The organism is Streptomyces lydicus, assembly GCF_004125265.1.
Lineage (GTDB): Bacteria > Actinomycetota > Actinomycetes > Streptomycetales > Streptomycetaceae > Streptomyces > Streptomyces lydicus_C.
Map to the genome: position 1 here is coordinate 2,809,864 of NZ_RDTE01000003.1, position 13,230 is coordinate 2,823,093.

Here is a 13,230-nt window from a genome sequence, read left to right on the forward strand (position 1 = left end):
ATCACAGCCCCACACCCTATGCGTGTCAGCCCCCTGGCCGTGAATACAGGAATAGACGTCCGGCGTCACCGGATGGTTCCGCCGTCACCCGCGATCGGGATAAGGCGGAAAGCCGTGGACCAATGCGACGGTCCTGGAGCGGGCCGTCCCGTCCTCCTCCAGTGCCGCCACGATCAGCTCGGCGACCGCCGTCATCTCCGCCTCGCCCATGCCCTGTGTGGTCACCGCGGCGGTGCCCAGCCGCAGGCCGGTGCGGCGGGGCGCCACCTCGCCGGGGACCTCGGCACACGGCAGCGCGCAGGTGTCCAGCACGATCCCGGCGGCGGCCAGCCGCCCCCGCGCGGTGCGGGCGTCCAGGCCGCGGGGAGCGGTGTCGACGGTGATCAGATGGGTGTCGGTGCCCCCGGTGGTGACCGCCAGGCCCTGCGCGGCCAGTGCCCCGGCGAGCACCCGGGCATTGGCGGTGACCTGATGGGCGTACGCGGCGAAGGCGGGTGTGGCGGCCTCCCCGAAGGCGACGGCCTTGGCCGCGACCGCGTTCATCTGGGCGCCGCCCTGGGTGAAGGGGAACACCGCGCGGTCGATGCGCTCGGCCAGCTTCGCGCCGCACAGGATCAGCCCGCCGCGCGGCCCGCGCAGCACCTTGTGTGTGGTTCCGCACACCACGTGCGCGTACGGGACGGGGCTGGGCGCGGCTCCCCCGGCGATCAGCCCGAGCGGATGCGCGACATCCGCGATCAGATAGGCGCCGGTCTCGTCGGCGATGTCGCGGAAGGCGGCGTAGTCGATGTGCCGGGGGTAGGAGATCGAACCGCAGACGATGGCCTTGGGCCGGCGGGCGCGGGCCAGCTCCCGGATCGCGTCGTAATCCAGCAGTCCGGTCTCCTCGTCGACGCCGTAGCCGGCGAAGTCGAACCAGCGGCCGGAGAAGTTGGCGGGCGAGCCGTGGGTGAGGTGTCCGCCGTGCGGGAGGGACATGGCCAGGACGGTGTCACCGGGGCGCAGCAGGGCGGCGTAGGCGGCCAGGACGGCCGAAGACCCGGAGTGGGCCTGGACGTTGGCGTGTTCGGCGCCGAAAAGCGCCTTGGCGCGTTCCACGGCGATCCGCTCGGCGAGGTCGACGATCTCGCAGCCGCCGTGGTGGCGGGCGCCCGGGTAGCCCTCGGCGTATTTGTTGCCCAGCGGGGAGCCGAGGGCGGCGAGGACGGCCGGTGAGGTGAAGTTCTCCGCGGCGATCAGCTGCAGCCCGTCGCTCTGCCGGGCGCTCTCACCGAGCAGGACGCCGGCGATCTCGGGGTCCTGGTGCAGCAGGGCGGCGAAGTCCGGGGCGCCGGCCGGCCGGGCGGCGGTGTCACGGGCGGCGGCCCGTGCGCGGTCCTCGGCCGTCTCTGCCGCCCCGGCCGCGGGCTCGGCGGCCCCGGAGGGGCCGGCCTCGGTCTCGTGACGGGGTGACGCGGTGGTGGCAGGCATCGCTTGCTCCCGGCCTCGTACGGGGACGTAGTCCCAATGTAGGCGCGGCGGGGCGTTCGGGCGCGGTGTGCGGGCCGACCGGGTCCCCCGCCCGCACAGGGCCCCTGAGGGCCGCTCTCCCGGTCGGCGGGCGAACGGGCCTCAGGCCCGCGCAGGGACCCCGGTGAGGGCGGTGACGACCGGGTCGAGCGCCTGGTTGATCTCGTCGCCGATGGAGCGGAAGAAGGTGATGGGCGCCCCGTAGGGGTCGTAGACCTCGTCGGACTCCGGGTTGGGCGCCAGCAGCCAGCCGCGCAGCGCCGCGGCGGCGCCGACCAGCGCACGGGCGCGCTCCACCAGCCCGCCGTCCGGCAGATCCGGGTCGGGCTCGGGCAGTGTGGCCGGGTCTATGGCCCGCACCAGCCGGTTGAACTCCTTGAGTGTGAAGGTGCGCAGCCCCGCGGAGTGCCCCATCGAGATGACCTGGGCGCGGTGGTCACGGGTGGCGGTGAGCACCAGGTCGGCGCGGATGACGTGCTCGTCGAGCAGTTCCCGGCCGAGGAACCCGGCCGGGTCGGCGCCGTAGTCGGTGAGCACCGTCGCGGCGTGGGTCTCCATCGGCGCGCCTTCGTGGCCCCAGGTGCCGGCGCTCTCCACGAGCAGCCCGCCGTTGCAGGCGTCGCCCAGCCGCAGCTCCAGGGCACGGCGGTGCAGCCGCTCGGTGATCGGCGAGCGGCAGACGTTGCCGGTGCTGACGTGGAGGATCCGAAAAGGGGGTGAGGGGGGTACAGGCGGGTGGGTGCCGGTGCCTGGTCCCGCTATGCCACGCCCCAGGGGCGCCATCAATTGGCCACCTCGAGCTCGGGTACCACCTTGCGCAGCTCCTCCGCGCTGAGCGCGCCCTCGCGCAGCAGCACCGGGATCTTGCCGGTGACATCGACGATCGAGGAGGGCACGGCGGCGGGCGTCGGCCCCCCGTCGAGGTAGACGGAGACCGAGTCGCCGAGCATTTCCTGTGCGGCGTCGCAGTCCTGCGGGGACGGGTGGCCGGTGAGGTTGGCGCTGGAGACGGCCATCGGGCCGAACTCGGTCAGCAGCTCGATCGCGACGGGGTGCAGCGGCATCCGCACGGCGACCGTGCCCCGGGTCTCGCCCAGGTCCCAGGTCAGCGACGGCTGGTGCTTGGCGACGAGGGTGAGCGCCCCGGGCCAGAAGGCGTCGACCAGCTCCCAGGCCTGCTCGGAGAAGTCGGTGACCAGCCCGTGCAGGGTGTTGGGGGACCCGACGAGCACCGGGGAGGGCATACCGCGGCCGCGGCCCTTGGCCTCCAGCAGGTCGCCGACGGCCTCGGCGCTGAAGGCGTCCGCACCGATGCCGTAGACGGTGTCGGTGGGCAGCACGACCAGCTCACCGCGGCGGACGGCCGAGGCGGCCTCGCGCAGACCGGTGGTGCGGTCGGTCGCGTCGCTGCAGTCGTATCGCCGTGCCATTACGGGACCTCCTCGTGCGAAACGAATACTTCGGATGCATCGGCTGCATCAGGCGCCGAAGCGGAGCGCGTCATGGCGTCGCCCGGCGCGCGGTGGCGAAACGGGGCCTGTTGTTGAGGTCCGGGTGGTCGGCCGCATCGGCCCAGCCCCGCTCCTCGGTGAAGATCCACGGCACCTGCCCGCCCTGGGTGTCGGCATGCTCGATGACGACCACTCCGCCGGGGCGCAGCAGACGGTGTGCGGTCCGCTCGATGCCCCGGATGGTGTCCAGGCCGTCCTGGCCCGAGAACAGCGCGAGCTCGGGGTCGTGGTCGCGTGCCTCGGGTGCGACGTACTCCCACTCGGTCAGCGGGATGTACGGCGGGTTGGAGACGACCAGGTCGACCTGCCCGTCCAGTTCGGGAAGCGCGGTCAGCGCGTCGCCGTGATGGAGAACGACGCGGGACCCCTCGACGTTCTTGCGGGCGTAGTCCAGCGCCTGTTCGGACAGCTCCACGGCGTGCACCCGCGAGCGGGGCACCTCCTGGGCCAGGGCCAGTGCGATGGCCCCCGAGCCGGTGCACAGGTCGACGATCAGCGGCTCGACGACGTCCATGGCCCGTACGGCGTCTATCGCCCAGCCGACCACCGACTCGGTCTCCGGGCGGGGCACGAACACCCCGGGCCCGACGGCGAGTTCGAGGTAGCGGAAGAACGCCCGGCCGGTGATGTGCTGGAGCGGTTCACGCGCCTCGCGGCGGGCGACGGCCTCCCAGTAGCGGGCGTCGAAGTCCGCGTCCTTGACGTGGTGCAGCTCCCCCCGCTTGACGCCGTGCACGAACGCGGCGAGTTCCTCGGCGTCGAAGCGCGGCGAGGGCACACCGGCGTCGGCCAGCCGCTGGGTGGCCTGGGCCACCTCGGCGAGCAGAAGGTTCACGGGGCCTTCCTCCTAGTGCGCTGCGTCTTCATTGTGCGGTGCCGGGGCCCGGTGCGCCCCGGCGACGGGGCCCCAGGCCGGGGCTACGGGTCCTGCGGGCCTACTGGGCGGCGGCGAGCTTGGCTGCCGAGTCGGCGTCGACACACGCCTGGATGACCGGGTCGAGTTCGCCGTCGAGCACCTGGTCCAAGTTGTACGCCTTGAAGCCGACCCGGTGGTCCGAGATGCGGTTTTCCGGGAAGTTGTACGTACGGATGCGCTCGGAGCGGTCAACCGTGCGAACCTGGCTGCGCCGGGCGTCCGACGCCTCCCGTTCGGCCTCTTCCTGGGCGGCGGCCAGCAGCCGGGAGCGCAGGATGCGCAGCGCCTGCTCCTTGTTCTGGAGCTGGCTCTTCTCGTTCTGGCAGGAGACGACGATGCCGGTGGGCAGGTGGGTGATGCGCACCGCGGAGTCGGTGGTGTTGACGGACTGGCCGCCGGGCCCGGAGGAGCGGTAGACGTCGATCCGCAGGTCGTTGGGGCCGATCTCGACCTCGACCTCCTCGGCCTCGGGGGTGACCAGCACGCCGGCCGCGGAGGTGTGGATGCGGCCCTGCGATTCGGTGGCGGGCACGCGCTGGACGCGGTGCACCCCGCCCTCGTACTTCAGCCGCGCCCAGACGCCCTGTCCCGGCTCGGTGGCGCCGCCCCCGCCCTTGGTCTTCACGGCGACCTGGACGTCCTTGTAGCCGCCGAGGTCGGACTCGTTGGCCTCCAGGATCTCGGTCTTCCAGCCGGCCCGCTCGGCGTAGCGCAGGTACATCCGCAGCAGGTCGCCGGCGAACAGCGCGGACTCCTCGCCGCCCTCGCCGGCCTTGACCTCGAGGATGACGTCCTTGTCGTCGCTGGGGTCGCGCGGGACGAGCAGCAGCCGCAGCTTTTCGGTCAGCTCCTCGCGCCGGGCGTCGAGCTCCTTGACCTCGTCGGCGAAGTCCGGGTCGTCCGCGGCGAGTTCGCGTGCGGTCTCGGTGTCGTCGCCGGTCTGCTTCCAGTCGCGGTACGTCGCGATGATCGGGGTGAGCTCCGCGTAGCGCTTGTTGAGCCGCATGGCCTCGCGCTGGTCGGCGTGGACCGCGGGGTCGGCCAGCCGCTTCTCGAGATCGGCGTGCTCGCCGATCAGTTCCTCGACCGCCTCGAACATCGTGGGTTCCTCTACTGGCTGCTGTGGTGACCCGGGTACCGGGGCGCTGGCACATCTGCGGCTGCGCCGCGGGCCCCGGCCCCCCGTACGGGAGCCAAGGGCCAGGACGACAAAACGCCGGTCCGGTCACCCCTGGGCAGGGGCGACCGGAGACCGGCGCCGTGCGGGTCGCTACTTCTTGGCGGCTGCAGCGCCCTTGCCGAAGCGGGCCTCGAAGCGGGCCACGCGGCCGCCCGTGTCCATGATCTTCTGCTTGCCCGTGTAGAACGGGTGGCACTCGGAGCAGATGTCGGCGCGGATGGTGCCGCCGGCGACCGTGCTGCGGGTGGTGAAGGACGCGCCACAGGTGCAGCTGACCTGGGTCTCGACGTACTCCGGGTGGATGTCGCGCTTCAAGGGATTCTCCTAGGTTCGGGAGTGCACCGGGTCGTGCTGCGGGTTGCGTCACGTGAACCGGGGCCGACGGTCCAGTCTGCCAGGACTAGCCGTATCTCCCAAAACCGGGGTACGGCCGCAGCTATTCCCCGGGCCGGTTCCGGGGCCGCCGGGCCCCGGAACACACACCTTCCGGCTACTTCACGTACTTGTCCGTGCCGCCCTGGTCACCGGCCGAGCCCTTGATCGCGGACTTGGGGATGTCCTTGTCCTGGCGCAGCGCGTCCCAGACCTGCTCGCTCTTCTTCGTCAGCGGCACCACGCGGGCGGGGTCGGCGGGGTCGTACGTCACCGGCATCGTCACCATGTCGATGTGGTCAGAACCGATGTTGCCCAGGCTCTTGGCCAGGCCGGTCAGCTCGCTGACCGAGTTGAGGTCGGTGTCGGTGGTGATGGCCTTGGTGGCCGTGTCGGCGATGTCGTAGAGCTTGGTGGGGTTGGTCAGCACCCCGACGTTCTTGACCTGGTTCATCAGGGCCTTGATGAACGTCTGCTGCAGCTGGATGCGGCCCAGGTCGCTGCCGTCGCCGCCGGGCACGCCGTGCCGGGTGCGGACCAGGCCGAGCGACTGCTCGCCGTTGAGGGTGTGCTTGCCGGCCGGCAGGTGCAGATGGCTGTTGTTGTCCTCGATCGCCTTCTTGGTGGTGACGTTCACGCCGCCGAGCGCATCGATGAGCTTCTTGAAGCCGGTGAAGTCGACCTCGACGAAGTGGTCCATCCGGACCCCGCTGATCGACTCCACGGTCTTGACCGAGCAGGCAGGCCCGCCGACCTCGAACGCGGTGTTGAACATCGCCCGCTGCGCACCGGGGGCGTCCTTGCCGTCCCTGGTGGTGCAGTCGGGGCGCTTGATCATGGTGTCCCGGGGGATGCTGACCACGCTGGCCTTCTTACGGCCCTTGTACACGTGCACGATCATCGCCGTGTCGGAGCGGGCGCCGCCCTCGTCCTTGCCGTACTCCGCGTTCTTGCCGGCGCGGGAGTCGGATCCCATGACGAGGATGTCCATCGAGCCGTCGTCGACGTTCTTCGGCCGGTCGTGTCCGAGGGCGGCGTTGATGTCGACGCCCTTCAGATTGCCGTTGAGCTTGAAGTAGACGTAGCCGAGTCCGGCCCCACCCAGCAGTACGACGCTGGTCAGCGTGCACAGGGTGATGGTCACTGCTCGACGGCGTCGGGTCGGGCCCTTGCGCCGGCGGCCCGTGGCACGTATGCCGCGGGCACGGCTTTCGGCCGTCTTCGCGGTCCCGTTGCTGTCCGCCATCTGCTCCTCAGTCCTCATTCGCTCGGCTGCCCCTCACCGCCGCCGTGCTGTGTGCCGACACGGCCCGTTGCTCCTTGTCAGACGGGAGGTCGACGGGAAGGGTTGCACAGCGAGTCATGAGCGATTTCTTAGAAACGCGCGGCGGTCCGCTCCACAGGTCCGGGACCTTGGCCCTTCCCATCTGGGCTTTCGGCCGTTTTCCCAGCTTGGCTGAAACCATGCGGCTTACACGGATCTGTGCGGAAGGTCTCAAGCGCGGAATGTGTAGGACCGCGGGGGACGGGCCACTCATCCGGCGCCGAACCGCGGTCCGCGCCGCCCCGCCCAGCACACAGCCCCCCTCACCCACGGAAGGGTGAGAGGGGCTGTGCGGTACGGCGCCGGTGCGCCCTGCGGGCGTCAGTCGTTGCCGTTGCCCGCGGTCGGCGTCGTCTTCTGGATCTGGAGCAGGAACTCCGCGTTGGACTTCGTCTGCTTCATCTTGTCCAGCAGCAGCTCAATGGCCTGCTGCTGGTCCAGTGCGTGCAGCACCCGGCGCAGCTTCCACACGACGGCGAGCTCGTCGCTGCCCATGAGGATCTCTTCCTTACGGGTGCTGGACGCGTCGACGTCCACCGCCGGGAAGATGCGCTTGTCCGAGAGCTTGCGGTCGAGCTTGAGCTCCAGGTTGCCGGTGCCCTTGAACTCCTCGAAGATCACCTCGTCCATCCGCGAGCCGGTCTCGACCAGCGCGGTGGCCAGGATGGTCAGCGAACCGCCGTCCTCGATGTTGCGCGCGGCACCGAAGAAGCGCTTCGGCGGGTAGAGCGCGGTCGAGTCGACACCACCGGACAGGATGCGGCCCGAGGCCGGGGCGGCGAGGTTGTACGCACGGCCCAGACGGGTGATCGAGTCCAGCAGGACGACCACGTCGTGACCCAGCTCGACGAGGCGCTTGGCACGCTCGATGGCCAGCTCGGCGACGGTGGTGTGGTCCTCGGCCGGGCGGTCGAAGGTCGAGGAGATGACCTCGCCCTTCACCGACCGCTGCATGTCGGTGACCTCTTCCGGACGCTCGTCGACCAGGACGACCATCAGGTGGCACTCGGGGTTGTTGCGGGTGATCGAGTTGGCGACCGCCTGCATGATCATGGTCTTGCCGGTCTTCGGCGGGGCCACGATCAGACCGCGCTGGCCCTTGCCGATCGGCGTGACCAGGTCGATGATCCGGGTCGTCAGGCCGCCCGACTCGCCCTCCAGGCGCAGCCGCTCCTGCGGGTAAAGGGGCGTCAGCTTCCCGAACTCCGGCCGTCCGCGGCCCTGTTCGGGCGCCACGCTGTTGACGGTGTCGAGCCGGACCAGCGCGTTGAACTTCTCGCGCCGCTCGCCGTCCTTGGGCTGGCGGACCGCGCCGGTGACGTGGTCGCCCTTGCGCAGGCCGTTCTTGCGGACCTGGGCGAGCGAGACGTACACGTCGTTCGGACCGGGCAGGTAGCCGGAGGTCCGGATGAACGCGTAGTTGTCGAGGATGTCGAGGATGCCCGCGACGGGGATCAGGACGTCGTCCTCGGAGACCTGCGGCTCGTTGCCGAAGTCCTCGCGGCCCCCGCGGCGGCCCCGGCGGTCGCGGTAGCGGCCGCGACGGCCCCGGCGTCCGCCCTCGAAGTCGTCGTCGTCATCGGTACGGCGGTCGCGCTGGCGCTGGCCGCCCTGACCGCCCTGGCCGCCGCCGTCACCGGCGTCGCCCTTGCGGCCGCGGTCACCGCGGTCGCGCTGGCGCTGGCCGCGGTCGCCGCGGTCGCCCTTCTGGCCGCGGTCCTGGCGGTCGCCGCGGTCCTGACGCTCGCCGCCCTTGCCCTGCCGGCCCTCGCCGGACTCCTGCGGGGCGGTCGCGGTGTCGGTCTTGGCATCCGCCTTGACCTCGGTCTTCGTCTCGACCCTGGTCTCGGTCTTGACGTCGCCCGAGGCGCCCTCGGGGCTGCCCGCTGCGGCGGTGGCACGGCGCCGGCGGCGCTCGCCGGCCGGCTGCTCGTCGCTGACCGGCTGGCCGGGGATGTCGATCTGCTGCTGGGCGCCGGACTTGTCCGCGGCCTTGCCGCCCTTGGCGGCCTTGCCCGCGGTCTGCTCTGCGCTGTCCTCGCTGGTACGGGCCTTGGAGGTCGTACGGCGCTTGGGCTTGGTCTCGGTGTCGGCGGGCGCGTCGGCCTTGGCCGCGGAGCCCGGGCCGGAGGCCTGCTTCTCCTTGATGACCTCGATCAGCTGGCTCTTGCGCATCCGCGCGGTGCCCTTGATACCGAGGCCGGAGGCGACCTGCTGCAGCTCCGCCAGGACCATGCCGTCAAGGCCGGTGCCGGAACGGCGGCGCCGTGCGGTAGCAGGAGCGGCGGGAGCGTCCGCGGCGGGCTCGGTGGCACTGCCATCGGTGCGCGCGCCCATCAGATCGGTGGTGTCGCTCACGAAGGGTCCTTCCCTGGAGCGGGCGTCGGCCTGTCTGGCTCGGCGACCGGTTGTGCTGTCCGGCTGGGTCCTTGGTCTTGTGGACCGGGCCGGGGCGGTGGTCCCGCCGGAAGTGGCGGAGAGAATCAGTTCATGGCTCCGGCGTGAAGAGATGCAGACTGGCCATGTCGTCACGCCGATTCCGGAGCGTGCTCACTCCTGCTCAGGCCATGGCTCCAAGCAGTTTGGGAGGCTCCCGGAAGAAGGTGGTCCCTATGGGGGACACGAAGCACCGCGCCGCTCAGGCGTCGAGTACTGACTTGAGGTTAACACTACCGGGTCCAACAAACATTCCCCCTCTCCAAGACCGGCAATCGTCGATCACCCGCGTGATCACCCGGCGAGCGGCAGCACGCAGGTGCCCGCCGCATCGAGGGTCAGCCGGTTGGCCGCCCACCCCTCTCCCGCCAGTGCCGCGACCTTCTCGGCCGCCGCTTCCTCGACCAGCGCGAGCACCGTCGGGCCCGCACCGGACACGACTGCAGGGACGCCGTCCGCACGCAGTCGGTTCACCAGTCCCACGCTCTCCGGCATCGCGGGAGCGCGGTATTCCTGGTGGAGTCGGTCCTCGGTCGCGGCGAGCAGCAGCTCGGGGCGCCTGGTCAGGGCCTCGACGAGCAGTGCGGCGCGGCCGGCGTTGGCCGCGGCGTCCACATGGGGGACGGTGCGCGGCAGCAGTCCACGGGCGGTTTCGGTCAGCACCGGCTTTCCGGGGACGAAGACCACCGGAACGATGGAATCGGCGGGATCCATCCGGATCGCGCGGGCGGTGCCGGTGTCCGTCCAGGCGAGCGTGAAACCGCCCAGCAGGCAGGCGGCGACGTTGTCGGGGTGGCCCTCGATCTCGTTGGCCAGCTCCAGCAGCGCGGTGTCGTCGAGCTTTTGCTCACCGCCTATCGTCACCGCGCGGGCGGCGACGATGCCCGCGCAGATGGCGGCGGAGGAGGAGCCCAGGCCGCGGCCGTGCGGAATGCGGTTGGCGCAGACGATTTCCAGCCCGCGCGGCTGCCCGCCGAGCAGCTCGAAGGCGGTGCGCATCGACCGGACGAGCAGATGGCTCTCGTCGCGCGGCAGGGAGTCGGCGCCCTCACCTGCGATGTCGATGTGCAGGCCAGAGTCGGCGACGCGCACCACGACATCGTCGTACAGGCCCAGGGAAAGACCCAGGGCATCGAAGCCGGGACCGAGATTGGCGCTGGTAGCGGGGGTGCGCACCCGGACGGCGGCGGCGCGGAACGCGGGACCGGCCATCGCTCGATGACTCTCCTTGATTGATACTGCGGTACTGGCCCACACAGCGCCGCGGCACCGGAGTGCCCGGCCGGCTCGTGGGGTCTGTTCTGACCTGCCCTGAACGCCACTGCGTTATGCCGTGGGGAGGGGAGTTGGCTCCAGCCTATCGAAGGAAGGTTCTGTCGCGACATAGGGCGCACAGGAGGCGCACGATGCGTGTCGCGCGCCTTCCTGTGCCCCGACGCTGCCTTCCCCGGACTTTGCAGCCTTTGCACACTTTGCTGCAAGGGGTGACGGGGCCTCCACGGCCCCGTCACCGGGTGCCGTACGCGCAGGTCCCGCCGTACGGCTGCGCCCCCGAGCGGGGGCGCCGGGCCGCCTAGACGAGGCCCAGGCGCTCCGCGGCGGCGTCCGCGTCGATCGGGACCGTGACCGGCTGCGGCGCTCCGGCCACCGCCCAGTCCGGGTCCTTGAGGCCGTTGCCGGTCACCGTGCAGACGATGCGCTGGCCGGGGTCGACCTTGCCCTCCTCGGCGGCCTTGAGCAGACCGGCGACGGACGCGGCCGAGGCGGGCTCCACGAAGACCCCCTCCTGCGCGGCCAACAGCCGGTAGGCGGACAGGATTTGACGGTCGGTCACGGAGTCGATGAAGCCGCCGGACTCGTCCCGCGCCTGCTCCGCGAACGACCACGAGGCGGGGTTGCCGATACGGATGGCGGTGGCGATGGTCTGCGGGTCCTTGACGACCTCACCGCGCACCAGCGGCGCGCTGCCGGCGGCCTGGAATCCCCACATCCGCGGGGTGTGCGAGGCGATGCCGTCGGCCGCGTACTCCTGGTAGCCCCGCCAGTACGCCGTGATGTTGCCGGCGTTGCCGACGGGCAGCACATGGATGTCGGGCGCATCGCGGAGCATGTCGACGATTTCGAAGGCCGCGGTCTTCTGGCCCTCGATACGCACCGGGTTCACGGAGTTCACAAGTGCGACCGGGTAGTTGTCGGACAGCCGCCTGGCCAGTGTCAGGCAGTCGTCGAAATTTCCCTCGACCTGGAGAATCTTCGCGCCGTGGACCAGCGCCTGGCCCATCTTGCCGAGCGCGATCTTGCCCTGCGGGACGAGCACCGCACAGACCATGCCGGCCCGGACCGCGTAGGCGGCGGCCGAGGCGGAGGTGTTGCCGGTGGAGGCGCAGATGACCGCCTTGGCACCTTCCTCCTTGGCGCGGGTGATGGCCATCGTCATGCCACGGTCCTTGAAGGAGCCGGTGGGGTTGGCGCCCTCGACCTTGAGGTGCACCTCGCAGCCGGTGCGCTCGGAGAGCACCTGGGCCGGTACGAGCGGTGTGCCGCCCTCGCGGAGGGTGACGGCCTCGGTCGTGTCGCTGACCGGAAGCCGGTCGCGGTACTCCTCGATGATTCCGCGCCACTGGCTGCTTGCCGTGGTCACAGTGGAATTGGCAGACATGGGTTCCTTTACTCCCCTTCGACCCGCATGATGCTGGCGACACCACGAACGGTGTCGAGCTCGCGCAGAGCCCCGACGGTCGACGACAGAGCCGCGTCCGCCGCTCGGTGGGTGACGATGACGAGGGATGCCTCCCCGTCCTTGCCCGACTGGCGGACCGTATCGATCGATACGCCGTGTTCCGCGAAGATCGTGGCGACCTGAGCGAGAACACCGGGTTTGTCGGCCACATCGAGGCTGATGTGGTACCGAGTGACGACCGCGCCCATGGGGCTGACGGGCAGCCGGGTGTAGGCGGACTCACCCGGTCCGGTGGCACCGGCGAGCTTGTTACGGCAGACCGCGACGAGGTCGCCGAGGACCGCGGAGGCGGTCGGCGCGCCGCCCGCGCCCGGCCCGTAGAACATCAGCTGGCCGGCCGCCTCGGCCTCGACGAAGACCGCGTTGTACGCCTCGCGGACCGACGCGAGCGGATGCGTCAGCGGAATCATCGCGGGGTGCACCCGCGCGGTCACCGACGCCCCGTCCGCGGCCCGCTCGCAGATGGCCAGCAGCTTGACCGTGCACCCCATCCGCTTGGCGGAGGCGATATCGGCCGCGGTGACCTCCGTCAGGCCCTCGCGGTGCACATCGTCGATGGTCACGCGGGTGTGGAAAGCGATACCGGCCAGGATCGCGGCCTTGGCGGCGGCGTCGAAGCCCTCGACGTCGGCGGTCGGGTCGGCCTCGGCGTAGCCGAGCGCGGTCGCCTCGTCCAGCGCCTCGCTGTAGCCGGCCCCGGTCGAGTCCATCTTGTCCAGGATGAAGTTGGTGGTGCCGTTGACGATGCCGAGCACCCGGTTGACCGTGTCGCCGGCCAGGGACTCGCGCAGCGGCCGTACCAGCGGGATCGCACCCGCGACAGCGGCCTCGTAGTAGAGGTCCGCGTCATTGGCCTCGGCCGCCGCGTGCAGCGCCGCACCGTCCGCCGCCACCAGCGCCTTGTTGGCGGAGACCACGCTCGCGCCGTGCTCGAAGGCGGTGGTGATCAGCGTACGGGCCGGCTCGATACCGCCGATGACCTCGATCACGACGTCGATGTCGCCCCGTTTGACGAGTGCGGTCGCGTCGGTGGTGACCAGCTCGGCCGGGACGCCCTCGCGCACCCGGTCGGGGCGGCGGACGGCGATCCCGGCGAGCTCCACGGGCGCACCGATCCGGGCGGCGAGGTCATCGGCGTGCGTCGTCATGATGCGCGTCACCTCTGAGCCGACAACACCACAGCCCAGGAGCGCCACCTTCAGCGGACGCGTACGCATCATTTGACCTCTGCTTCTCATCGAT

Annotated in this window: 11 protein-coding genes; all 11 read right to left on the minus strand. The window is 70.9% G+C overall.

The annotated features are described in order from the left end of the window. Positions 1–84: 84 nt before the first annotated feature. On the minus strand, positions 85–1,470 hold the full coding sequence (gene glyA / locus D9V36_RS14725; protein WP_129294181.1) for a serine hydroxymethyltransferase: 1,386 nt from the start codon (positions 1,468–1,470) through the stop codon (positions 85–87). A gap of 141 nt (positions 1,471–1,611) precedes the next feature. Beyond that, positions 1,612–2,292: a protein-tyrosine-phosphatase gene (locus D9V36_RS14730; RefSeq protein WP_206739671.1), complete on the minus strand. Its 681-nt coding sequence runs from the start codon at positions 2,290–2,292 to the stop codon at positions 1,612–1,614. Further along, positions 2,292–2,939, minus strand: coding sequence for an L-threonylcarbamoyladenylate synthase (locus D9V36_RS14735; RefSeq protein ID WP_088800044.1), 648 nt, complete (start codon positions 2,937–2,939; stop codon positions 2,292–2,294). Before D9V36_RS14735 ends, D9V36_RS14730 begins: the two co-directional genes overlap by 1 nt. A gap of 70 nt (positions 2,940–3,009) precedes the next feature. After that, on the minus strand, positions 3,010–3,855 hold the full coding sequence (gene prmC, locus D9V36_RS14740; RefSeq protein WP_088800042.1) for a peptide chain release factor N(5)-glutamine methyltransferase: 846 nt from the start codon (positions 3,853–3,855) through the stop codon (positions 3,010–3,012). 100 nt (positions 3,856–3,955) lie between these two features. Beyond that, positions 3,956–5,035, minus strand: a complete 1,080-nt coding sequence (gene prfA / locus D9V36_RS14745) for a peptide chain release factor 1 (protein ID WP_088800040.1) — start codon at positions 5,033–5,035, stop codon at positions 3,956–3,958. 171 nt (positions 5,036–5,206) lie between these two features. Beyond that, the gene (gene rpmE, locus D9V36_RS14750) at positions 5,207–5,431 is read right to left on the minus strand and encodes a 50S ribosomal protein L31 (RefSeq protein WP_086716401.1); all 225 of its coding nucleotides are present in this window, start codon (positions 5,429–5,431) and stop codon (positions 5,207–5,209) included. A 175-nt stretch (positions 5,432–5,606) separates the two neighbouring features. Next, positions 5,607–6,734 (minus strand): LCP family protein, encoded by a 1,128-nt coding sequence (locus tag D9V36_RS14755; RefSeq protein WP_129294182.1) that lies wholly within the window; start codon positions 6,732–6,734, stop codon positions 5,607–5,609. Positions 6,735–7,133: 399 nt separating this feature from the next. Then, positions 7,134–9,170 (minus strand): transcription termination factor Rho, encoded by a 2,037-nt coding sequence (gene rho, locus D9V36_RS14760; protein WP_129294183.1) that lies wholly within the window; start codon positions 9,168–9,170, stop codon positions 7,134–7,136. A gap of 372 nt (positions 9,171–9,542) precedes the next feature. Continuing rightward, positions 9,543–10,460 carry a homoserine kinase gene (gene thrB, locus D9V36_RS14765; protein ID WP_129294184.1) on the minus strand — a complete coding sequence of 306 codons (918 nt, stop codon included), beginning with the start codon at positions 10,458–10,460 and terminating at the stop codon, positions 9,543–9,545. 361 nt (positions 10,461–10,821) lie between these two features. Then, positions 10,822–11,907, minus strand: a complete 1,086-nt coding sequence (thrC, locus tag D9V36_RS14770) for a threonine synthase (RefSeq protein ID WP_129294185.1) — start codon at positions 11,905–11,907, stop codon at positions 10,822–10,824. Positions 11,908–11,915: 8 nt separating this feature from the next. Further along, positions 11,916–13,208, minus strand: coding sequence for a homoserine dehydrogenase (locus D9V36_RS14775; RefSeq protein ID WP_129294186.1), 1,293 nt, complete (start codon positions 13,206–13,208; stop codon positions 11,916–11,918). Positions 13,209–13,230 lie beyond the last annotated feature (22 nt).

Excerpts from the sequence above, each read along its gene's own strand:
- D9V36_RS14775 (WP_129294186.1), bottom strand. The coding sequence starts at position 13,208 with ATGATGCGTACGCGTCCGCTGAAGGTGGCGCTCCTGGGCTGTGGTGTT.
- thrB (WP_129294184.1), bottom strand. The coding sequence starts at position 10,460 with ATGGCCGGTCCCGCGTTCCGCGCCGCCGCCGTCCGGGTGCGCACCCCC.
- D9V36_RS14755 (WP_129294182.1), bottom strand. The coding sequence starts at position 6,734 with ATGGCGGACAGCAACGGGACCGCGAAGACGGCCGAAAGCCGTGCCCGC.
- thrC (WP_129294185.1), bottom strand. The coding sequence starts at position 11,907 with ATGTCTGCCAATTCCACTGTGACCACGGCAAGCAGCCAGTGGCGCGGA.
- D9V36_RS14735 (WP_088800044.1), bottom strand. The coding sequence starts at position 2,939 with ATGGCACGGCGATACGACTGCAGCGACGCGACCGACCGCACCACCGGT.
- D9V36_RS14730 (WP_206739671.1), bottom strand. The coding sequence starts at position 2,292 with ATGGCGCCCCTGGGGCGTGGCATAGCGGGACCAGGCACCGGCACCCAC.
- prfA (WP_088800040.1), bottom strand. The coding sequence starts at position 5,035 with ATGTTCGAGGCGGTCGAGGAACTGATCGGCGAGCACGCCGATCTCGAG.
- glyA (WP_129294181.1), bottom strand. The coding sequence starts at position 1,470 with ATGCCTGCCACCACCGCGTCACCCCGTCACGAGACCGAGGCCGGCCCC.